The following is a 22,452-nucleotide window of genomic DNA, read 5'->3' as shown; positions in this document are numbered from 1 at the left end:
TTTTTTGACTGTCATACTCCGCTATACTATAATTAGACTGTTACGCACAAAACAGAGGTGAAGACCATGTTAGACCGTTTAAAATCAATTGAAGAACGCTATGAAAAGCTAAATGAATATTTAAGTGACCCTGAAGTGGTGAACGACCCTAAGAAGCTTCGTGAATATTCGAAGGAACAATCTGATATTCAAGAAACTGTTGAGGTATATAGACAATATCGTGCGGCATACGACCAGTTGAGCGAAGCGAAAGCAATGCTGGAAGAAAAGCTGGATGCCGAGATGCGCGACATGGTCAAAGAAGAAATTTCAGAGCTCACAGAGGAAACGGAACGTTTAGAAGACGAGCTGAAAATCTTGCTGATCCCGAAAGATCCGAATGACAACAAAAACGTTATTGTGGAGGTTCGTGGTGCAGCAGGAGGAGAAGAGGCCGCGCTTTTTGCTGGAAACCTTTACCGTATGTACAGCCGTTATGCTGAAATGCAGGGCTGGAAAACAGAAGTAATGGAAGCTAATGTGACTGGAACTGGCGGTTATAAAGAGATTATCTTTATGATTAGCGGGAAAGGCGCATATTCCAAACTAAAGTTTGAAAACGGTGCACACCGCGTGCAGCGTGTTCCGGAAACGGAATCAGGCGGACGGATTCATACATCAACAGCGACGGTTGCTGTCTTGCCCGAGGCTGAAGAAGTTGAAATTGATATCCACGAAAAAGACATCCGTGTAGATACTTTCACATCAAGCGGGCCTGGCGGACAAAGTGTTAACACAACCATGTCTGCTGTTCGATTAACTCACCTTCCAACAGGCGTGGTTGTTTCCTGTCAGGATGAGAAATCACAAATCAAAAACAAAGAAAAAGCCATGAAAGTATTACGTGCGAGAATTTATGATAAATTCCAGCGTGAAGCACAGGCTGAATATGATCAAACGCGTAAATCTGCTGTTGGAACAGGGGATCGTTCAGAGCGTATCCGTACGTACAACTTCCCACAAAACCGTGTAACAGACCACCGCATCGGATTAACGATTCAAAAGCTTGATCAAATTTTAGAAGGAAAACTTGACGAGGTCATAGATGCATTAATTATGGAAGACCAAGCAAGAAAGCTTCAAAATGCAAAATAATCAGCGTACCAACTTTGAAGCCCTTAAATGGGCTTCTTCTTTGTTAACGGAAGCCGGTAGAGACCAAAACGCAGCAGAGCTCCTTTTGATGCATGTACTGGACTTAAGCAGAAGTGAACTTCTTGCACGTTTTCATGATCAGCTGCCAGAGGAGCAAGATCGGTTATTCAGCGAGTTTGTCACGCAGCACAAGAAAGGCGTGCCTGTTCAGCATCTAACAGGTATTGAATTTTTTTACGGCCGTCCCTTCGAGGTGAACAAACATGTTCTCATTCCTCGCCCTGAAACGGAAGAGGTCGTTTTGGCGGCACTGAATTTGATGAGTGACATCTTCCCGCACGATCAGCCGCTCAAAGCAGTAGACGTTGGCACCGGAAGCGGGGCAATTGCGATTACGCTCGCTCTTGAAAAAGAAACACTATCTGTCACAGCAACGGATATTTCACATGAAGCACTTGCGGTAGCAAAGCGGAATCAGCAAGCGCTAGGTGCAGACGTCCATTTTTTACAAGGGAACTTACTCGAACCTATCAAGGATCAGGGCATCAAAGTGGATCTGTTTATTTCCAATCCACCTTATATTGCGGCAGAAGAAATGGACAGCTTGTCAGAGGTGGTTACGAAGCATGAGCCAGTAAATGCGCTGACAGATGGACGTGATGGTCTGTGGTTTTATAAGCGTCTCATTCGTGATCTTCACCATGTACTTCATAAGCAGTCGGTGGTTGTCTTTGAAATTGGATATACGCAAGGGCAAGATGTAAAAGCACTTCTCTTGCAGTCATTTCCCGCGGCAGATGTCCGCATCGTCAAGGATATTAACGAGAAAGACCGAGCTGTTTGCGCACACATTCAAAACGGAAAGTCCGGCTGAATAAAGTCGGACTATTTTATTATGTAAAGATGAAACTTATGGTAAAAGAGAAACGTATATATAGAAGAATGAACATTCTGATCATGATTTTTTTACATAAATTTGTTTTGAAGGAGCGAATGGTGTGAACAGAAGGTATGCGATGGTGTTGGTCATCGTCAGTGTACTATTGATTGTGAGTGCTTGTGGCAAACCGAGCTTTAAAAAAGAAGCAGCAGCATTTGGAGAAAGCTATAAAAAAGCACAATACACAGTGAATCGAACAGATGACCTAACTGACATGAAGGAGAAGCTGAAGTCTTATTTAACCGAGCATGAATATCAAGAATATACACAAGACAGCATGTTCCCGAGCGTGTTAGAAGCAGCAAAGGATCAAGATTGTCAAATTAAGCTGAAGAAAATTACGTTTACGCCTTCAGATGAAAGCGATGACAGAATTGAATTTAACTATGAAATGATGATTCAATTTATTAATCAGAACGGAAAAGTCAAAAAAGAAATCAAGAAAAAAGGAGCAATGACTGTCATCAAAACAGATGCAGGGTTAAAAATCAGCCGAGATTGGGATGGAAGACTGTACCCTTCCGATTACCAATCCTCACTCCAAAGCCGTTCTTAATGGAACGGTTTTTTTCATTTGACTTATAATCTATTAAAAAAATCATTTTTCCTGTTTATGAGATGGGTTTCCTGGACACAATGTTTGTAGCGAAGAGAAAAAGTGGGGGGAACACATCATGTTTAAAAGTAAAATGATGATTTGTCTTTATATGTTTCTATTATTATGCGGTGCTTTTGCAAACCTTGGCAGAGAGGAGACAGCGGCTGCTTCTGCAAATCAGCCTGTTGTGATACCAGAGGAAGCCATTCGATTACGCATTTTAGCAAATAGTGATCGTTCAGCAGATCAGGATGTGAAAAGAAGCATTCGAGACGAAGTCAATGCCAATATGACAGAATGGGTCAAAGACCTTACATCCATTGAAGAAGCAAGACGTGTGATTCGGTCCAAGCTGCCAGAAATCAATCGCATTGCCAAAGCGAAATTGAAGGAGCAGCACATTGATCAATCCGTATCAGTCAGTTTTCAAAAAGCCTCATTTCCAACAAAGCTCTATGGAAATTTCGTCTATCCTGCAGGGAAATATGAAGCCATTTTAATTACGCTTGGAGAAGGGGATGGAGCCAATTGGTGGTGTGTGTTATTCCCGCCGCTCTGCTTTATCGATTTTTCAAATGGAGAAGCCATCGCGTCGCCAGAGGGGGATGAGGATAACGAAGTGGCAGCACAGCAAACAGATGAGTCTGTGAATGAAGTGGTCAAAGAAGAGAAAGAAGAGACGGGTGAAGTGAAATTCTTTTTATTCGAATGGGTCTCTAGTCTTTTCTCCTAAAAAAGGTATAAATCTGTTTTTGCCTCATAGAGTTGAAGTAAGAGATCAAAAAGAGGTGAAAGCATGTTTTATCAATTAAGAATAGCCACAGAAGAAGATGCCCCAGCGATCAATGCTTTTCTTGAAAAAGGACAAGCGAAAGGCGGCGTCACGCTTGCAGAGCGTACGACATTTGTTGTCATGGAAGATGCAGAAGGTCAGCTGGCAGGGTGTTTAGGTCTTGAACAGCTTAGTGAACAAGAGGGCCTGCTGCGGTCTCTTGTCATATCAGATAAACTAGGTCAGGGACACATCGTATCTTTGTTCCAAAGTGTTCAAACGCTCGGAGGGAAAATAGGTGTGGATACGTTTTATGTCGTCGCCAACCATTCCTCCTCACATGACTTTTTGGCATTGATGGGCTTCACGGCTTTAGAGGATATTCCAGAAAGCATGTGGGTATCTGCACATGCAAAAGAGATCTTAGCGAAAGAACAGGCAGTGGTTCTTCAAAAAAAAGCCAGTTAATCACAATATATTGAACTTATACACATACTTATCCACCGTTAAACAAGCGTTATCCACAAATTGTGGACAACGCTTGTTTTATTGGTCATCATCTTTTATACTTTCAAAAGGATAATTGAGATATATCAACAGTTTTATCTTTTTTAAAAGGAGTTTGTATGATGTTAAATACAAGAAGGTGGTCTGTGGATTTAGAAAAGAATTTATCCACATACTATCCACAAATTGAACAGGCAGCGTTGTTATTGCAGCAAAACGAAGTGGTCGCTTTTCCGACAGAGACGGTGTATGGACTAGGGGCTAATGCGAAAGAGACAGAAGCTGTCATGAAAATATATGAAGCGAAAGGGCGTCCAAGTGATAATCCATTGATTGTCCACATTGCGGAAATTGAGCAGCTTCATGAATTTGCGCAAATAGAAAGCGAAAAAGCAAAGGCGTTGATGGATGCCTTTTGGCCGGGTGCATTAACCATTGTTCTTCCGTGTAAGCCGGGCACTTTATCAAAGCAGGTCACGGCAGGTTTATCCACGGTCGGTGTGAGAATGCCTGACCATCCGATTGCGCTTGAGCTCATCCGAACGGCTGGCCTGCCGATTGCCGCACCAAGTGCCAACCGTTCAGGCAAACCATCACCAACACAAGCTGACCATGTAGCGAGTGATCTCGATGGAAGAATCGCTGGAATTGTCGATGGTGGTTCAACTGGTATTGGCGTTGAGTCAACGGTTGTATCCTGTGTCGACGAGATTCCAGTCATCCTAAGGCCGGGCGGGATTACAAAAGAAGCTTTAGAAGAGGTAGTAGGAACGGTTAGTATTGACCCAGGGCTGACAAAAAAGGACGAAGCGCCTGTATCGCCAGGGATGAAATACACACACTACGCCCCTGAAGCTAAGATGTATCTCTTTTTTGGAAGTGATGAAGAGATGCAGCGTCACATTCAAACATACCAGGCGGAAGGTTTCAAAGTTGGCGTGCTGACAACAGAAGAAAAGAAATCGTTGTTTGCGGCAGATGTTGTTTTCAGCTGTGGGTGGAGAGAAAAACCTGAAACGATAGCGGCAAACTTATATTGTGTACTAAGACAATTTGATGAGACAGATGTAGATGTCATTATTTCAGAATCCTTTTCAGAACAGGGGGTTGGTTCAGCAATTATGAACCGTCTGCAAAAAGCGGCAGGAGGGCGCACTCTCTCTTCATTCAAATAGTTCTAACCCTTCTTGGACAAACATAGGTTAAAGGAGAATGCGTGTCCAAGGGGGATTTACATGTACGAACTAGCTGGCGAATTGCTGACGCTCAGCATCATGGCTTTTGCACTGGGGATGGATGCCTTTTCGGTTGGACTTGGCATGGGAATGATTCAGCTGAGGTTCCGCCAGATCATTTATATTGGACTTGTCATTGGAATATTTCATATGTTTATGCCGCTTTTTGGTATGCTAACAGGTCAGCTCCTATCAGGCTGGCTCGGTCTCCTTGCCACCTATATCGGCGGGGCGCTGCTTTTGGTGCTCGGGCTGCAAATGATCATTGCGTCTATTCGGAAAGAAGATAAACCATTTATCGCACCTGTTGGCGCTGGTCTTGTTCTTTTTGCAACAAGTGTCAGCTTAGATAGTTTTTCCGTTGGTTTAAGCCTCGGAATTTACGGTTCTCGCGTATGGATGACCATTTTATTGTTTGGTTTTTTTAGTATGATTCTCACATGGCTTGGATTATTACTCGGTAAACAGGTCCGTTCATGGGTGGGATCATATAGCGGAGCGCTTGGCGGAATCATTTTACTAGCCTTTGGTATCAAATTATTATTTCCGCTCTAGTCAGTCTCCTTACATAACATGTAGAATGAAATGCTATATAATAGAAGAAAAGGAGGGCGAAAGATGAAAATCTTATTTGTTTGTACGGGAAATACATGCAGAAGTCCGATGGCTCAAGCCCTTTTTGCTTCAATTGCACAAGAGAAAGGTTTAGAGGTCACTGTTAAATCAGCGGGCATTTTTGCCTCAGATGCTGGGAAGGCTTCTCCTCAAGCGGTCGAAGCGCTATTTGAGAAAAGCATTCCACTGAATCACTCTTCAGCAAAACTGACAGAGGATCTTCTGCGAGAAGCTGATTACGTCTTCACCATGACCATGCAGCATAAACAGTTGATTGTGGAGCAATATGCACATGCAAAAGACAAGATTTTCACTCTAAAGGAATTCGCGACAGGGACAGAAGGCGATGTATCCGATCCATTTGGAGGAAGCCTGTCTGTTTATCAGGAAACACGTGATGAACTTGAAGCATTGCTCCAGCAGCTGGCTGAGAAATTGAAAAAGGATCAGACATCCTCATAATGGACAACCTGTAAAACCGTTGCATCAACGGTTTTTCTGCTTTTGTTTGCAAATGACTAAGCAGAGGTTAAAATATAACTGTAAATAAAGAATAAATGTAAGACATAACAGATCAACTCACCCTTAGGAGGAATTGCCCGATGAAAGTAGCTATTGCATCCGATCACGGCGGAACGAATATTCGTGAAGAAATCAAACAACTGATGGATGAATTGAAGATTGAATACATTGATATGGGTTGTGAATGTGGATCAGGTTCTGTAGACTACCCAGATTATGCTTTTCCTGTAGCTAACATGGTGGCAAACGGAGAAGTGGACCGCGGCATTTTAATTTGCGGGACAGGCATCGGTATGAGTATCTCAGCAAACAAAGTAAAAGGAATTCGCTGCGCGCTGGCACATGATACATTTAGTGCGAAAGCGACTAGAGAACATAATGATACAAACGTCCTTGCAATGGGAGAACGAGTCATTGGACCTGGATTAGCACGTGAGATTGCACACATTTGGCTGACAACAGAATTTACGGCAGGACGACATGCTGTACGGATTGGTAAGATCGCTGATTACGAAGAAAAGCACCTATAAGGAGCGCTTAACATGAACATTGGTCAAGATTGGCTTGAAATGTTAAAAGAGTTTCATCAAATGGTCGAACTGCGTGCTGGGCAAATCTTAGTGATCGGCTGCAGTACATCAGAAGTGGCTGGTGAGCATATTGGGACAGCAGGAAGTGAGCAAATAGCTGCGTCCATTTATCAAGAATTGGATCAGCTAAGACGAGAGACCGGCATTGAGGTCGCTTTCCAGTGCTGTGAGCATTTGAATCGTGCTCTTGTTGTGGAGGAAGAAGTGGCTTTCCGGCTTAATCTAGAGATTGTGGCGGCAGTACCTGTCCGAAAGGCGGGTGGTTCGATGGCGGCTCATGCGTATCAGCACATGGAACATCCTGTGTTAGTTGAATCCATCGAGGCGCATGCTGGGATCGATATCGGTGATACATTCATTGGGATGCATCTAAAGAGAGTCGTTGTACCTGTTCGCCTTAGTCGTCATCAATTAGGACATGCACATGTGACGTTTGCGAAAACGCGTCCGAAGCTGATTGGCGGAGAACGAGCGGTTTATACAAAATCTTAGCTAAGATATATTTCTAATATAATGTTGAATGATGAAGGCGCTTCACCACTTGAATATTCGGTTTTTCGCAAAAAAAGAAGTCAATTTTCCAAAAAAACTTTTACATTTCACTCAAAAACCGTGTACAATGAGATGGTGAAAACATCGAATGGAAATAGATTGGAGAGGATTTCGCTGATGAAACATTTACCTGAGCAAGACGCACAAGTATTCAAGGCAATTCAACTAGAGCGGAAACGCCAGCAAGACAAAATTGAATTAATTGCATCAGAAAACTTTGTAAGCGAAGCAGTCATGGAAGCGCAGGGCTCTGTATTAACAAACAAATATGCAGAGGGTTACCCTGGTAAACGCTACTATGGCGGTTGTGAACATGTAGACGTTGTAGAAGATATCGCACGTGACCGCGCAAAAGAAATTTTTGGCGCTGAGTATGTGAACGTACAGCCTCACTCAGGTGCTCAAGCGAACATGGCCGTATACTTTACCATTCTTGAGCATGGCGATACAGTGCTAGGTATGAACTTATCACATGGCGGGCATTTAACGCACGGAAGCCCTGTTAACTTTAGTGGTGTACAGTACAACTTTGTAGAATATGGTGTTGATAAAGAAACGCAGCATATCGACTATCAAGATGTACTCGAAAAAGCACGTGAACATAAGCCAAAGCTAATTGTTGCGGGTGCAAGTGCATACCCACGTCAAATTGATTTCAAAAAGTTCCGTGAGATTGCGGATGAAGTCGGTGCTTACTTTATGGTCGACATGGCTCACATTGCAGGTCTTGTTGCAGTAGGTCTTCATCCAAATCCAGTTCCTTATGCAGATTTTGTGACAACGACGACTCACAAAACATTGCGTGGACCTCGCGGCGGAATGATTCTATGCCGTGAAGAGTTTGGTAAAAAGATCGACAAATCGATCTTCCCTGGTATTCAAGGTGGACCACTGATGCATGTCATCTCTGCAAAAGCTGTTTCTTTCGGTGAAGTATTGAACGGAGATTTCAAAACATATGCACAAAACGTCATTGACAATGCAAAGCAGCTAGCTGAAACCCTTTTATCTGAAGATATTCAGCTTGTATCCGGTGGAACGGATAACCATCTTGTTCTCATCGACTTGCGTTCTCTTGGTATCACAGGAAAAATTGCAGAAAATGTTCTTGATGAAATCGGTATTACAGTGAACAAAAATGCGATTCCTTATGATCCAGAAAAACCTTTTGTCACAAGTGGTGTACGTGTTGGCACAGCAGCAGTGACAAGCCGCGGTTTCGATCAAGAGGCAATGAAAGAAGTCGGTTCCATTATTGCGCTTGCTCTAAAACATCATGAAGATGAAGCGAAATTAGAAGAAGCGAAAAAGCGTGTATCTGATCTGACTGCCCGCTTCCCTTTATATAACGAATTAGATTATTAAAAAGCAGACCCATTTGCCTATTTTTGGCATGTGGGTTTTTTTTGTAGGATTTGCGAATCATATTGAAAGATGATGTCTTTTTATGTAGAATTGTAGGAAGTGTGCAAAGTTCACCGGAAGATGACAGAAAAGGAGTTGTAGCAAGCAATGGCAAAGGTTTATGTATTTGATCACCCGCTTATTCAACACAAACTTACATATATTCGTGACGTTCATACAGGAACAAAAGAATTTAGAGAGCTAGTGGATGAAGTCGCAACATTAATGGCATTTGAAATCACAAGAGACTTACCGCTTGAAGAGGTAGATGTAGAAACACCTGTACAAGTAGCGAAATCAAACGTGATCTCAGGGAAGAAACTCGGTGTTGTGCCAATTTTAAGAGCAGGTCTTGGTATGGTGGACGGGATTTTGAAACTCATTCCAGCTGCTAAAGTGGGACATGTCGGTTTATACCGTGATCCGAAAACATTAAAGCCTGTTGAATATTATGTGAAGCTTCCATCTGATGTGGAAGAGCGTGAATTTATCGTAGTAGATCCAATGCTTGCAACTGGCGGTTCAGCAGTCGAAGCATTGAACAGCTTGAAAAAACGCGGAGCGAAAAACATTCGCTTCATGTGTCTGATTGCTGCTCCTGAAGGTGTAGAAGAAATGCAAAAGCACCATCCTGACGTTGATATCTACATTGCAGCATTAGATGAGAAATTGAACGAAAAAGGCTACATTATCCCAGGTCTTGGTGACGCTGGTGACCGTATGTATGGAACGAAATAACATGTTTTAATAAAAGCCCACATGCAAACGTGCATGTGGGCTTTTTGAAATATATGACAAACGGTTGATATCGTTCTTAGAAAAATCAATGTATACTGAACATTAGCTGTTTTTTTCAATGAATGTCACGTGTCTCCTAAAGTTTGATGAAATTGTGAACATTTTGTGTGCTCTATCATTATAGAAAAGTTTTTTAACTTTCAACGGATTGACACATCATAGACGCTATTGTATGCTAAACGAGGGTATTATGGTAAGGTTTTCATAGCCTATAGCACTCTACTAATCCTCATTGTGAACCCTTTAATTATCAGGGTTTGTATCAGCGAATGAAGCAACATCCCATAGATCTTTAGATTTCAAGTCTGATTGTGCAATTAGACCGATGGGTGATTGATTTTTTTCGAACAGGACTGCTTATCATAAGCGTCTTCTACGCAGTTTTCATCACCATTTATTACCTTTTTTACAATATTTTTCATCGGGAGTCAGATGAATGAACGATCCAAACGCGATTTTCCGCAGACAGAGTAAATACATGTTCTATCTATTGGCAATTTTTGTGTTTGGCTATGCCATGCCTGGTTTTAAACCACTGTTTCTTGGTTTGATTATCGGCACAATTTTTGCTTTCTTTAATTTATTCCTACTTATACGGAGAATGCACGCTTTTGATCGAGCGGTTAAAAAAGGAAAATCCATTCGTTCAATGGGAAGTACAGCCAGGTGGGCCAACGCAATTCTCGCAGTAGCGATTGCTTGGCGTTACCCTAATGAAGTTCATCTGGCAGGTGTTGTTATAGGATTAATGACAATATATCCTGTCATTATGATAGATTCCTTCATTCAACTTAAACGTTCTACTATGGAAGAGAGGTGAATACTCTTTGGGTCACAGTTCAAAAACGACAGAATTTTTAGGGTTAACGTTCAACTTATCCAATGTTCTCATGATTACGATTGCTAGTATCATCGTTCTTCTCATAGCGGTGCTGACTACTCGTGTTCTGTCTATTCGTCCGACAAAGGCGCAGAACTTCATGGAATGGATTGTTGATTTTGTTCGAAATATCATAGGTAGTTCGATGGACATGAAAACAGGAGCCCCATTTCTAGCGCTTGGCGTTACATTACTCATGTACATATTTGTTTCAAACATGCTTGGACTGCCATTTTCGATTACGGTCGATCACAACTTGTGGTGGAAATCACCAACAGCAGACCCTGCAATTACAATGACACTAGCGATTATGGTCATGGGATTGACACATTACTACGGTGTCAAGGCAAAAGGAGTCAAGGAATATACGAAAGACTACTTTAGACCAATTCCGCTTTTAGTACCATTGAAACTTATTGAAGAATTTGCAAACACGCTAACACTTGGTTTGCGTCTTTATGGAAACATTTTTGCTGGAGAGATTCTTCTTGGTTTGCTTGCAGGACTTGCGACCAATTTCTACACGCAAAACATTGCGCTTGGTATCGTTGGTACATTAGGTGCCATCGTGCCGATGATTGTATGGCAGGCATTCAGTTTGTTTGTCGGAACAATCCAAGCATTTATCTTCACCATGCTGACAATGGTGTACATTTCTCATAAAGTCAGCGACGAACACTAAAAAATTGAGAGTCCAAAAAGGACGTTATTTTAAAGGAGGAGCTTTTTAATGAATTTAATAGCAGCAGCAATTGCAATCGGTTTGGGAGCACTAGGAGCAGGTATTGGTAACGGTCTAATCGTATCTAAAACAGTTGAAGGAATCGCTCGTCAGCCAGAAGCTGGTAGAGAACTAAGAACTCTTATGTTCATCGGGGTAGCTTTAGTTGAGGCACTTCCAATTATCGCTGTCGTTATCGCATTCTTGGCATTCTTTGGTTAATATGTGAGAAGCGTTCTAATATGAATTTTAATGGCGAAGATCAGATTAGTTCGAAACTTCGCCATTCCTTTATGTTTTGTTTCTTAACATATTATTTAAAGAAGGGAGTTGCCGTACTAAATGTCTCAGTTACCAGTGGTTTTAGGAGCAGGTGGCTTAAGTTTCAACGCCGGGGATATGATATTCCAGCTGATCGCTATGCTCATCTTGCTTGCACTTTTAAAGAAATTTGCGCTTAAGCCTTTATTAGGGATTATGAAACAGCGTGAAGATTATATAGGAAATGAAATTTCAAGTGCTGAACAAAAGCACGTTCAAGCTGAAAAGCTTCTTGAAGAACAACGTGTCTTATTGAAAGAAGCACGCGAAGAATCACATACACTCATCGAAAATGCGAAAAAGATTGGTGAGAAACAAAAAGAAGAGATCATTCAAGCAGCACGTCAAGAGTCAGAGCGCTTGAAAGAGTCTGCTAGAACTGAAATCGTGAAAGAAAAAGAACAAGCTGTGGCTGCACTGCGCGAGCAGGTTGCATCACTATCTGTACTTATTGCATCTAAAGTGATTGAAAGAGAACTTGATGAGCAAGCACAAGAGAAATTGATTCAAGAGTATCTTAAAGAGGCAGGCGAAAGCCGATGAGCGTGACTATTGTCTCTAAGCGTTACGCTTCTGCTCTTTTTGACATCGTTCTTGCTTCTTCGGCAGTAGACGAAACTGAAAAAGAGCTGAATGAGATCAAAAAAGTTCTAAAGGCTGACCAAGAATTGAATGACTTTCTTGTTCATCCAAAGATTACGGCAGACAAAAAGAAACATTTGATTGCAGAAGCTTTCAAAGGTGTTTCGACACATGTATTGCACACAATGTATTTATTGATTGACCGCGGACGCACAAATATTTTCTCTGAAATGACGTCTGAGTTTGTGAAACTGGCAAACCGCACGAAACAAATAGACGATGCGATCGTGTATTCAGTGAAACCGCTGAGCGGTGCTGAAATTCAATCTTTATCTGAAGTATTTGCCAAAAAAGCCGGAGTCACATCACTGCGTGTTGAAAATGTGATTGACAAGGATCTAATAGGCGGAGTGAAAATCCGTATCGGAAACCGCATTTATGACGGCAGTGTCAGCGGAAAGCTTTCCCGCATTGAACGTCAGCTTGCAGGCGAAAATCGTTAGAAGGGGTGAAACCTTAGTGAGTATCAAAGCTGAAGAGATTAGCGCGCTGATAAAGCAGCAAATCCAAAACTATCAATCTGAAATTGAAGTAAAAGATGTCGGTACAGTCATCCAAGTAGGGGACGGTATCGCGCGTGTACATGGCCTTGACAACATTATGGCAGGAGAGCTGGTTGAGTTCTCTAACGGTGTAATGGGTATGGCTCAAAACCTTGAGGAGTCTAACGTAGGTATCGTTATTTTAGGACCTTACAAAGATATCCGCGAAGGTGACGATGTAAAACGTACAGGTCGTATCATGGAGGTTCCAGTTGGTGAAGAGTTAATCGGACGTATTGTGAACCCACTTGGTCAGCCTGTTGATGGACTAGGTCCAATTTTAACAAGCAAAACTCGTCCAATCGAAAGTGAAGCACCAGGCGTTATGGATCGTAAATCTGTTCATGAGCCGCTTCAAACAGGGATTAAAGCAATTGATGCCTTGATTCCAATCGGACGCGGACAGCGTGAATTGATCATTGGTGACCGTCAAACAGGTAAAACATCTGTTGCAATTGATACGATCCTAAACCAAAAAGATCAAGACATGATCTGTATTTATGTAGCAATCGGACAAAAGGAATCAACGGTTCGTGGTGTTGTTGAAACACTTCGTAAGCATGGTGCGCTTGATTACACAATTGTAGTCACAGCTTCTGCATCACAGCCAGCCCCACTTCTTTACCTTGCTCCTTATGCAGGTGTAACGATGGGTGAGGAATTCATGTATAACGGCAAGCACGTACTTGTTGTATATGATGACCTTTCTAAACAAGCGGCAGCTTACCGTGAGCTTTCATTATTGCTTCGTCGTCCTCCAGGTCGTGAGGCATTCCCTGGTGATGTTTTCTATCTTCACTCTCGTTTATTAGAGCGTGCAGCGAAGCTTAGTGACGAAAAGGGTGGCGGTTCTATCACAGCATTGCCTTTCGTAGAAACGCAAGCTGGCGATATCTCTGCATATATCCCAACAAACGTTATTTCAATCACAGATGGACAGATTTTCTTACAATCTGACCTCTTCTTCTCAGGCGTACGTCCAGCAGTAAACGCAGGATTGTCTGTATCCCGTGTAGGTGGTTCTGCACAAATCAAAGCGATGAAAAAGGTAGCAGGTACACTTCGTCTGGATCTTGCTTCTTATCGTGAGCTTGAAGCATTCGCTCAATTTGGATCTGATCTAGACCAAGCGACTCAAGCAAAATTAAACCGTGGTGCTAGAACAGTTGAAGTCTTAAAACAAGACTTGAACAAACCGCTTAAAGTTGAAAAACAAGTAGCGATTCTTTATGCACTTACAAGAGGATATTTAGACGATGTCGCGATTGCTGATGTCAAACGTTTCGAAGCTGAGTTATTCATGTACATTGAAGAAAACCATAAAGGCTTGTTTGACACGATCTCTCAAACAGGAAACATGCCTGCTGATGAAGAGTGGAATACAGCAATCGAAGGCTTTAAACGTACGTTTGCACCAAGCAACTAATTAGTAATCTTTCCGAGAGAAAAAGATTCTCTTTTTCTCTCTTTTCACGTAAATGAACACGGATTCCTGAAAAAAGGTGGTGAAATCTTTGGCCTCATTACGCGATATAAAGTCAAGGATCACGTCAACGAAAAAATCGAGTCAGATCACAAAAGCGATGCAAATGGTATCAGCTGCGAAACTGAATCGTGCTGAAAACAATGCGAAGTCTTTTGTTCCTTACATGGAAAAAATCCAGGAAGTCGTTGCTGCAATCGCAACTGGAACAAGTGCTAAGCACCCAATGCTTCTTTCAAGACCTGTCAAGAAAACAGGGTATCTCGTCATTACATCTGATCGAGGACTTGCAGGACCTTTTAACAGCTCGATTTTGCGTGCCGCTTACCAAACCATTCAATCTCGTCATCAATCTGCTGATGAATATGCGGTGATTGTGATTGGTAAAATCGGACGCGACTTCTTCAAAAAGCGCGGTATTCCAGTTATTTCTGAAGTCACAGGGCTTGGAGACGAAGTAGCGTTTGCTGATATTAAAGAATTAGCAAGCAGTACAGTTCAAATGTTCTCTGATGAAGCGTTTGACGAACTTTACATGTTCTACAACCACTTTGTCAGTGCCATTTCACAAGAAGTAACAGAGAAGAAATTATTGCCGCTAACGGACATTTCGGCCGCAGCGACACCCAATAAACGTTCCGCATCTTATGAGTTTGAGCCTTCTGAAGAAGAAATTCTTGAAGTTCTCCTTCCTCAATATGCAGAGAGTTTGATTTTCGGTGCGCTTCTTGACAGCAAAGCAAGTGAACATGCTGCAAGGATGACAGCAATGAAGAGTGCAACAGACAACGCAAAGGAATTGATCGACGGCCTGACACTCTCTTACAACCGTGCTCGTCAAGCAGCGATTACACAAGAGATTACAGAAATTGTCGGCGGAGCAGCTGCCTTAGAATAGAAATAATTGTCAGGAGGGAATGCAATGAAAACAGGACGCATCAGTCAGATCATGGGACCAGTCGTAGACGTTCATTTTGAAGACGGTCACTTGCCTGAGATTTATAATGCGATCAGAGTTTCGCATAAAGCGGAAAGTGAAAGTGAAGTTACGATCGACTTAACTTTAGAAGTAGCACTACATTTAGGTGATAATACAGTCAGAACCATCGCAATGGCATCAACAGATGGTGTGAAGCGCGGTATGGAAGCTGTAGACCTTGGAAAACCAATTTCAGTACCAGTTGGTAACGTAACACTTGGACGCGTATTCAACGTACTGGGAGATAATATTGACTTAGATGAGCCACTTGGTGTGGAAGCTCAAAGAGATCCAATCCACAGACAAGCGCCTTCTTTTGATCAACTTTCTACAGAAGTTGAAATTCTTGAAACGGGTATTAAAGTTGTTGACCTTCTTGCTCCTTACATCAAGGGCGGAAAGATCGGTCTATTCGGTGGAGCCGGTGTAGGTAAAACCGTTCTGATTCAAGAATTGATCAACAACATCGCACAAGAACACGGCGGTATTTCTGTATTCGCTGGTGTTGGAGAGCGTACACGTGAAGGAAACGACCTTTACTACGAAATGAAAGATTCTGGCGTTATCGAAAAAACAGCCATGGTCTTCGGTCAAATGAACGAGCCACCAGGTGCACGTATGCGTGTTGCCCTAACTGGTTTGACAATGGCAGAGCATTTCCGTGATGAACTAGGTCAAGACGTATTGTTCTTCATCGATAACATCTATCGCTTTACACAAGCAGGTTCTGAAGTATCAGCCCTTCTTGGACGTATGCCTTCAGCGGTAGGTTATCAGCCGACACTTGCAACAGAAATGGGTCAGCTGCAAGAGCGTATCACGTCTACAAACGTAGGATCGGTTACATCGATTCAAGCGATCTATGTACCTGCGGATGACTACACGGATCCAGCTCCAGCAACAACGTTCGCTCACCTTGATGCAACGACAAACCTTGAGCGTAAGCTGACTGAAATGGGTATTTACCCAGCGGTTGATCCTCTTGCTTCAACATCTCGTGCACTTGCACCTGAGATCGTTGGCGAAGAGCACTATGCCATTGCGCGTGAAGTGCAGCAAACATTGCAGCGTTATAAAGAACTACAAGATATCATTGCCATTTTAGGTATGGATGAATTATCAGAGGACGATAAGCTTGTGGTACACAGAGCGCGTCGTGTTCAATTCTTCCTATCTCAAAACTTCCACGTAGCAGAGCAGTTCACTGGCCAAAAAGGTTCTTACGTGCCATTGAAAGAAACTGTTAAAGGCTTCAAGGAAATCTTATCTGGTAAATACGATCACCTTCCAGAAGATGCATTCCGCTTAGTTGGACGCATTGAAGAAGTGGTTGAAAAAGCCAAAGAGATGGGTGTAGAGGCCTAATCTGGTCCTTAGGAGGGTAAAAGCATGAAGACCGTTCAAGTCAATATCGTTACTCCCGACGGCCCAGTGTATCAAGCGGATGTGGAAATGGTCAGTGTCAGAGCAGAAAGCGGTGAGCTTGGTATTTTAGCTGGCCACGTTCCAATGGTTGCTCCGCTAAAAATCGGTGCAGTTCGCTTAAAACATAGTGGATCAACTGAATTGGTTGCAGTCAGTGGCGGATTTGTTGAAGTCCGCCCTGAACAAGTAACCATTCTTGCTCAGGCCGCTGAAACATCAGAAAAAGTTGATGTCGATCGTGCGAAATCAGCGAAACAGCGTGCTGAAGAGCATTTGAACCACCCGAATGAAAGTGATGTACGCCGGGCGGAACTCGCATTAAAACGGGCATTAAACCGTTTAAATGTAGCAGGGAAATAAAACAGAAAATCCTTCTTATCACAATGATAAGAAGGATTTTTTTTAGCATGACATGAGGGATTGGTACATTGACACATACGGGTGAGAATCCTGTTTTTCAAAATATAAGTGCTCGCAAAACTGCGTACTATGCCACGTTTTATTGTGCCGGCGCAAACCCAGCGTATATTGATGCGGAGAGTCCATATAAGGACGTACCACCCAGTCAGCATCAGAATGATGACGGAGGACAACCTCTCCCATATATACACTCATCATCGCTTCTAATGCATCTATTGGCATTTTCCACTCAGCAAACAACTGCTTGGTAAATGCATCAAAGTAAAGTGTTTCTAACTGATACAGGCTCTCCTCAGAATAATCCAAAGAAATGTTATGAAAATGACACAATTGCGCTAATTCTTCTAGCTGTGTCTGTCTATAATCAAAGTAGAAAGCAATGGCCTCCCATTCATGATCAAATGAGGGAACCAGTTCTCCGTACAAATCAACAAAGTCAGGAAAAGAATCTTTCAATATGTTCAGCTCCTTCCACACGCAGTATATCATCTCCTTGGCACCAGGATAAGAGGGGATTTACTCTAAATGTAGCTCTTTTTTCCAAATGATTCATCTTTCCGATTTTCGAGGATATAATGAAAGGGAGTTTTCCTTTACAGAAATAAATATAAGGAGGATTCAACTGTATGGAAGACGTAGGACAACAAGCAATTGTTAGTATTGTGATCCACCTGTTTTTTATTGCGATTACATGGTGGGCATTGCTTGCCGTTAATATTGACCCACTGATTAAAAAAGGGAAAATCATTCAGGCAAGATTGCTGATGATGCTCATTACCATTGCTATTGCATCTGCAGTCAGCAATTTCTTCCTTGATTACTTAAATTTCTCCAAACAAATACCTTATATGTTCTAACATAAAAGGTTTGGTCACTGTCTTATGCGGGAACGTAAAAAGAAGTGTCAAAAGTATGGCCTTTGATGACTTTTCCACGTATGCATAGACCTCCTTGCGGCAACACTTGTAGCAAGGGGGAATGACAAGTGAGAAAGTATGTAAAAGGTTGGCCATTATTTGCGTTTATTCTTTTTTTTGTTCTGATGATTCAAGGTGTTCGTGCGGAAGAATCTTCTCCGCTCGTCCAAATAGCAGAAGGTTTGAAAAGCCAGCAAATTGAAGTAGATGGATGGACTCTTCACGCCAAAACAAATGTAGACATTTCATCCGAACAATTTTCAAAAAAAGTGAAACGTTTGAGAGACGAACTACGACAGTATGAGTGGACCGAAAAAGAAGAAGAACATGTCACCAAAGTCACAGGAATTTACAAAGATGAAAAAAATGATACATTATCGAAAATTTTACTCGTGAAGACCGACACAAAATCCAATCAAAAGTCGTATTTATTATATGAGCAAAAAGGTACTCGCCCACTGAATACCTGGAAGCATACATATGATCAGTTCGTACGTCATGCAAAAAGCATATTACAAGAGAAATTTGTAATTTTTACTTGTCTCGATGGTCATGTAAATGGTATGATGGATGTTGTTTTGCAAAAAAAGGCTGAAATGTTAGCAAATGAATTTCAAGCAAAACCAGTTGAGTATCTCGTTGAGTCTAATTTTGTGTCGCTTTCCGCTTACACAGATAAGTGGGAACAGTTCATTATGACTTCAAATGATAAAATGAATGTTCAAATTGCCATCAGAAGTTCGGAAATGAACGAAAATCATACGATTACGGTTGGCACACCAATCGTAACGACTGAATATTAATATAGAGAATTTGGGACGCGGAGGGGAAGACCTTGGAAAAAATCATCGTCCGCGGCGGTCAAAAGTTAAACGGCACAGTTAAAGTAGAAGGAGCAAAAAATGCCGTTTTACCAGTTATCGCTGCATCTTTGTTAGCAAGTACAGAAAAAAGCGTAATTTGTGATGTACCTACGCTCTCCGATGTATATACAATCAATGAAGTGTTACGTCATTTAGGAGCAGAAGTACATTTTGAAAATAACGAAGTATCAGTGGATGCATCTCATGCACTAGAAACTGAGGCTCCGTTTGAGTATGTCCGTAAAATGCGAGCGTCTGTGCTCGTCATGGGACCACTTTTAGCAAGAACAGGTCATGCAAGAGTTGCATTACCTGGAGGCTGTGCGATTGGTTCAAGACCAATTGACCAGCATTTAAAAGGCTTTGAAGCAATGGGAGCTAAAATTCAAGTAGGAAATGGCTTCATCGAGGCTGAAGTTCAAGGCCGTTTAAAAGGTGCGAAAATCTATTTGGATTTCCCAAGTGTTGGCGCAACTGAAAACATCATTATGGCAGCAGCATTAGCTGAAGGAACAACGATTTTAGAAAACGTAGCAAAAGAACCTGAAATTGTTGATTTGGCAAACTACATCAATGCCATGGGTGGTAAGGTTCGCGGAGCTGGTACTGGTACAATCAAAATCGAAGGTGTGGAAACACTTCACGGTGCAAAACACAACATCATCCCTGACAGAATTGAAGCAGGTACTTTCATGGTGGCAGCAGCCATTACAGAAGGAAATGTTCTTGTGAAAGGCGCAGTGCCGGAGCACATGACATCACTTGTAGCAAAAATGGAAGAAATGGGTATTCAGATCATTGAAGAAGAAGAAGGTTTAAGAGTCATTGGACCATCTGAGCTCAAGCCAATCGATCTAAAAACAATGCCACATCCTGGTTTCCCAACGGATATGCAATCTCAGATGATGGCGCTATTGCTTCGTGCGAACGGAACAAGCATGATCACAGAAACGGTATTTGAAAACCGCTTTATGCATGCAGAAGAATTCCGCCGTATGAATGGTGATATTAAAATTGAGGGTCGCTCTGTCATTATCAACGGGCCGGTTCAACTTCAAGGTGCTGAAGTGTCAGCGACTGATTTAAGAGCAGGAGCAGCACTTGTACTTGCTGGATTAGTAGCAGAAGGTCATACACGTGTCACTGAGTTGAAGCATATCGATCGTGGTTATGTGAACTTCCACCAGAAGCTTGCAGCAATCGGTGCAGATATTGAAAGAGTAAATGATGAAACAGCAGATGTGACACAAGAACAAGTTGTATCAGATCTGAACGCGTAATCATAAAGAAATCAGTGTGTCCATTGGGGCATGCTGATTTTTTTTTAGAATCATAGAATGCTTTATTTTAAAAGCTTATCACTAGTGTATCCAACCATCTTAAATTTTATTCATAAAGACGAACAGTAAAATCAGTTGATAAAGAGCCTCTTATCTTCATCAAAAGACTTGTCCACTGAATGAAAGAAGCTGTCATATTAGCTTGTCCCCGCCCATAGGATAAAAGAGATTCAATGACAAATGGGGGCAGCCAAATATGAAACCAATGATATGGACAATCGCAGGAATATGCATCGTTATTTTAATGATTCCAACTTTACTTGTGTTGCCGACGTTTCAAGGGAAACCGGAGGCAAGCCAGCATGTATCAGCGGAGCCATCAGTTAAAAAAGAAGTGAAGGGTACAGTCAAATTGAAGCAATCACCCGTCGCTATCCCCGTCTATCGTTCAGCTCATCAGCAGGTAGAAAACATCCCCTTAGAAGAGTATGTGATTGGTGTCGTAGCATCTGAAATGCCAGCTGATTTTGAAATGGAAGCACTCAAGGCACAGGCACTCGCCGCAAGAACGTATATCGTCAGACAAATGATCATCGATAAGACCGTCAAATCACCAAAGGGCTCTCTTGTAGATGATACCCAAATGTTCCAAGTGTATAAAAACAAGCAGGAACTCAAGAAAATTTGGGGAAAAGCGTACAATTGGAAGTTAAAAAAAGTCACAGAAGCTGTCGCCAGCACACAAGGAAAAGTGCTTACTTATGACGAGAAACCAATTGATGCCTCATTCTTTTCAACAAGTAACGGGAAAACAGAAAATGCTGAAGCTTATTGGAAAAACGAAATCCCATATTTGAAAAGTGTCTCAAGTAAATGGGACGAAAAATCGCCGAAATTTCAAAACAAGAAAACCATCCCAGTTAGTGAATTTCAGCAAAAATTAGGTGTGACGCTCACTCAACAGGCTCAGGTAGGACAGATAGTAGAGCGGACACCAGGAAATCAAGTAGCAAAAGCCGTAATAAACGGTAAAACACTGACAGGCAGAGACATTCGAGAGTCATTAGGACTTCATTCAGCAGACTTTACATGGGAACGACAGGGCCAGCAAATTATCATTACCACAAAAGGGTATGGCCATGGTGTTGGAATGAGTCAGTACGGTGCGCATTATATGGCACAGTCAGGCAAAAAAGTAGATGCTATCGTGAAACATTATTATAAAGGAATTCAAATTGAATCAGCAGATCGTTTTCTTAACACGTATATGGCTAAAAAATAAAGCAAAGGTGCCTCCAGAATAGGGGCATCTTTTTTGTGTGTTCCAAGAGTTTTGAACAGAATGTGTCAATTTGCGACTTAAGACGCACCTCAGGAAATCTTAAACATTTACGTCCCGACAAGAACCGATGGCCGATACAAAGCCCCTCGAAAGAAGGAGAAAACAAGAGAAAAAATGATGTGTTGGGTGAATGTATCTAGACAACTGACAGATTTTTAGTGATTTTGATGAAAGAGAAAAAGGGACCGAGTCCTATACCATTCCAAGACAGAATATTTTACGATTAAGATGTTTCAATTTAATACATAGGGAGGAAGGAAAAAATGATGTTGAAAAAAGTATTTACACTCGTAACCTTAGCTGTATTGACATTATCTATGTCGATCTCTTCACCTGTATTTGCAAAAGCATCTACAGTCAAAAAACATAACAAAGATGTAAGAGTCACCATCTTACTTGATGCAAGTGGAAGCATGGCAAGAAAAGTAGAGGGAGAACGCAAATTTGACCTCGCAAAACAAGAGGTATTTAAATTTGCTCAGTCACTTCCAAAAGACGCTAAAATTCGTATGAGCTTGTTTGGCTCTGAAGGAAACAACAAAAATTCAGGTAAAGCTCAATCATGTGAAGTCATTAGAGGCGTTTATGGCGTACAGCCTTACGAAAAAGAAAGCTTTGAAAACTCTTTAAACGGACTTGGACCAAATGGCTGGACACCGATTGCTCGTGCTCTTGAACATGCAAAGCAAGCGGATGAGCAGCTTAATAATGGAACAAAACATATTGTGTACCTCATCACTGATGGCGAAGAAACTTGTGGAGGAGATCCAGTAAAAGTAGCAAAAGAATTGCATAACTCAAAAGGTTCGACTGTTGTTAATGTCATTGGATTAGACTTTAATGATGGCTATGAAGGTCAATTAAAGCAAGTAGCCAAAGCTGGTAAAGGCCATTACTACCAAGCAAGCACTGGTAAAGAAATGGGTTCTATCCTGTCAGCAGAATCATTAAAACTACACGAATAACTTGC

General features: G+C 41.9%; 27 protein-coding genes. 26 read left to right on the top strand and 1 reads right to left on the bottom strand.

Going from position 1 to position 22,452, the window contains the following annotated elements; genetic code table 11:
• Nucleotides 1-66 precede the first annotated feature (66 nt).
• The 21 genes from prfA (at nt 67) to MHB79_RS16900 (ending at nt 17,020) form a co-directional block, all read left to right on the top strand.
• Complete coding sequence (gene prfA, locus MHB79_RS17000) at nt 67-1,134, top strand: peptide chain release factor 1 (protein WP_050944445.1); 1,068 nt, start codon at nt 67-69, stop codon at nt 1,132-1,134.
• On the top strand, nt 1,124-2,008 hold the full coding sequence (prmC, locus tag MHB79_RS16995) for a peptide chain release factor N(5)-glutamine methyltransferase (RefSeq protein WP_268459176.1): 885 nt from the start codon (nt 1,124-1,126) through the stop codon (nt 2,006-2,008). Before prfA ends, prmC begins: the two co-directional genes overlap by 11 nt.
• Nucleotides 2,009-2,150: 142 nt before the next feature.
• On the top strand, nt 2,151-2,630 hold the full coding sequence (locus MHB79_RS16990) for a hypothetical protein (RefSeq protein WP_003214608.1): 480 nt from the start codon (nt 2,151-2,153) through the stop codon (nt 2,628-2,630).
• Nucleotides 2,631-2,748: 118 nt separating this feature from the next.
• Nucleotides 2,749-3,405 carry a stage II sporulation protein R gene (spoIIR, locus tag MHB79_RS16985; protein WP_251190692.1) on the top strand — a complete coding sequence of 219 codons (657 nt, stop codon included), beginning with the start codon at nt 2,749-2,751 and terminating at the stop codon, nt 3,403-3,405.
• A gap of 63 nt (nt 3,406-3,468) precedes the next feature.
• Nucleotides 3,469-3,912 carry a GNAT family N-acetyltransferase gene (locus MHB79_RS16980; protein ID WP_003215151.1) on the top strand — a complete coding sequence of 148 codons (444 nt, stop codon included), beginning with the start codon at nt 3,469-3,471 and terminating at the stop codon, nt 3,910-3,912.
• Nucleotides 3,913-4,073: 161 nt separating this feature from the next.
• Entirely contained in the window at nt 4,074-5,126 is a 1,053-nt protein-coding gene (locus tag MHB79_RS16975; RefSeq protein ID WP_268459178.1) for an L-threonylcarbamoyladenylate synthase, read from the top strand.
• A gap of 60 nt (nt 5,127-5,186) precedes the next feature.
• Complete coding sequence (locus MHB79_RS16970; RefSeq protein ID WP_050944441.1) at nt 5,187-5,741, top strand: manganese efflux pump MntP; 555 nt, start codon at nt 5,187-5,189, stop codon at nt 5,739-5,741.
• A gap of 63 nt (nt 5,742-5,804) precedes the next feature.
• Entirely contained in the window at nt 5,805-6,263 is a 459-nt protein-coding gene (locus MHB79_RS16965; protein ID WP_050944440.1) for a low molecular weight protein arginine phosphatase, read from the top strand.
• A 140-nt stretch (nt 6,264-6,403) separates the two neighbouring features.
• Entirely contained in the window at nt 6,404-6,853 is a 450-nt protein-coding gene (rpiB, locus tag MHB79_RS16960) for a ribose 5-phosphate isomerase B (RefSeq protein WP_003214714.1), read from the top strand.
• A gap of 12 nt (nt 6,854-6,865) precedes the next feature.
• The gene (locus tag MHB79_RS16955; protein WP_340990306.1) at nt 6,866-7,405 is read left to right on the top strand and encodes a TIGR01440 family protein; all 540 of its coding nucleotides are present in this window, start codon (nt 6,866-6,868) and stop codon (nt 7,403-7,405) included.
• 177 nt (nt 7,406-7,582) lie between these two features.
• Nucleotides 7,583-8,830: a serine hydroxymethyltransferase gene (gene glyA / locus MHB79_RS16950; protein WP_012011552.1), complete on the top strand. Its 1,248-nt coding sequence runs from the start codon at nt 7,583-7,585 to the stop codon at nt 8,828-8,830.
• 147 nt (nt 8,831-8,977) lie between these two features.
• Nucleotides 8,978-9,607, top strand: coding sequence for a uracil phosphoribosyltransferase (gene upp, locus MHB79_RS16945; protein WP_003214553.1), 630 nt, complete (start codon nt 8,978-8,980; stop codon nt 9,605-9,607).
• Nucleotides 9,608-10,103: 496 nt separating this feature from the next.
• Nucleotides 10,104-10,487, top strand: coding sequence for an ATP synthase subunit I (locus tag MHB79_RS16940; protein WP_003215321.1), 384 nt, complete (start codon nt 10,104-10,106; stop codon nt 10,485-10,487).
• 7 nt (nt 10,488-10,494) lie between these two features.
• Nucleotides 10,495-11,229, top strand: coding sequence for a F0F1 ATP synthase subunit A (gene atpB / locus MHB79_RS16935; RefSeq protein WP_003215198.1), 735 nt, complete (start codon nt 10,495-10,497; stop codon nt 11,227-11,229).
• A gap of 48 nt (nt 11,230-11,277) precedes the next feature.
• A complete protein-coding gene (gene atpE / locus MHB79_RS16930) occupies nt 11,278-11,490 on the top strand; it encodes a F0F1 ATP synthase subunit C (protein WP_003214968.1) in 213 nt (70 codons plus the stop codon).
• 120 nt (nt 11,491-11,610) lie between these two features.
• The gene (gene atpF, locus MHB79_RS16925; protein ID WP_003214532.1) at nt 11,611-12,132 is read left to right on the top strand and encodes a F0F1 ATP synthase subunit B; all 522 of its coding nucleotides are present in this window, start codon (nt 11,611-11,613) and stop codon (nt 12,130-12,132) included.
• Entirely contained in the window at nt 12,129-12,674 is a 546-nt protein-coding gene (locus MHB79_RS16920; protein WP_012011549.1) for a F0F1 ATP synthase subunit delta, read from the top strand. The genes atpF and MHB79_RS16920 overlap by 4 nt, the downstream gene beginning before the upstream one ends.
• 16 nt (nt 12,675-12,690) lie before the next feature.
• Nucleotides 12,691-14,199 carry a F0F1 ATP synthase subunit alpha gene (gene atpA / locus MHB79_RS16915; protein ID WP_003214775.1) on the top strand — a complete coding sequence of 503 codons (1,509 nt, stop codon included), beginning with the start codon at nt 12,691-12,693 and terminating at the stop codon, nt 14,197-14,199.
• 88 nt (nt 14,200-14,287) lie between these two features.
• Nucleotides 14,288-15,154 (top strand): F0F1 ATP synthase subunit gamma, encoded by an 867-nt coding sequence (locus tag MHB79_RS16910; RefSeq protein WP_003214656.1) that lies wholly within the window; start codon nt 14,288-14,290, stop codon nt 15,152-15,154.
• Nucleotides 15,155-15,178: 24 nt separating this feature from the next.
• A complete protein-coding gene (gene atpD, locus MHB79_RS16905; protein ID WP_034660283.1) occupies nt 15,179-16,600 on the top strand; it encodes a F0F1 ATP synthase subunit beta in 1,422 nt (473 codons plus the stop codon).
• Between the two features lie 24 nt (nt 16,601-16,624).
• The gene (locus MHB79_RS16900; RefSeq protein WP_050944437.1) at nt 16,625-17,020 is read left to right on the top strand and encodes a F0F1 ATP synthase subunit epsilon; all 396 of its coding nucleotides are present in this window, start codon (nt 16,625-16,627) and stop codon (nt 17,018-17,020) included.
• 42 nt (nt 17,021-17,062) lie between these two features.
• Here MHB79_RS16900 and MHB79_RS16895 read toward each other — a convergent pair whose 3' ends face one another.
• Nucleotides 17,063-17,536: a hypothetical protein gene (locus MHB79_RS16895; RefSeq protein ID WP_050944706.1), complete on the bottom strand. Its 474-nt coding sequence runs from the start codon at nt 17,534-17,536 to the stop codon at nt 17,063-17,065.
• 170 nt (nt 17,537-17,706) lie between these two features.
• Between MHB79_RS16895 and MHB79_RS16890 the strand changes: the two genes are divergently transcribed.
• The 5 genes from MHB79_RS16890 (at nt 17,707) to MHB79_RS16870 (ending at nt 22,447) form a co-directional block, all read left to right on the top strand.
• On the top strand, nt 17,707-17,937 hold the full coding sequence (locus MHB79_RS16890; protein ID WP_003214947.1) for a DUF1146 family protein: 231 nt from the start codon (nt 17,707-17,709) through the stop codon (nt 17,935-17,937).
• Nucleotides 17,938-18,065: 128 nt separating this feature from the next.
• Nucleotides 18,066-18,800: a YwmB family TATA-box binding protein gene (locus tag MHB79_RS16885; protein WP_340990304.1), complete on the top strand. Its 735-nt coding sequence runs from the start codon at nt 18,066-18,068 to the stop codon at nt 18,798-18,800.
• A 32-nt stretch (nt 18,801-18,832) separates the two neighbouring features.
• Nucleotides 18,833-20,140, top strand: coding sequence for a UDP-N-acetylglucosamine 1-carboxyvinyltransferase (murA, locus tag MHB79_RS16880; RefSeq protein WP_003214862.1), 1,308 nt, complete (start codon nt 18,833-18,835; stop codon nt 20,138-20,140).
• 256 nt (nt 20,141-20,396) lie between these two features.
• Nucleotides 20,397-21,422, top strand: coding sequence for a stage II sporulation protein D (gene spoIID / locus MHB79_RS16875; protein WP_212045628.1), 1,026 nt, complete (start codon nt 20,397-20,399; stop codon nt 21,420-21,422).
• Nucleotides 21,423-21,748: 326 nt separating this feature from the next.
• A complete protein-coding gene (locus tag MHB79_RS16870) occupies nt 21,749-22,447 on the top strand; it encodes a VWA domain-containing protein (protein WP_080984771.1) in 699 nt (232 codons plus the stop codon).
• The last annotated feature ends 5 nt before the right edge of the window (nt 22,448-22,452 follow it).

It is taken from the genome of Bacillus sp. FSL M7-0558 (assembly GCF_038003245.1).
GTDB classification, from domain to species: Bacteria; Bacillota; Bacilli; order Bacillales; family Bacillaceae; genus Bacillus; species Bacillus pumilus.
Note: the sequence above shows the minus strand (reverse complement) of the source record. Positions and strands in the feature narration are given on the sequence as shown.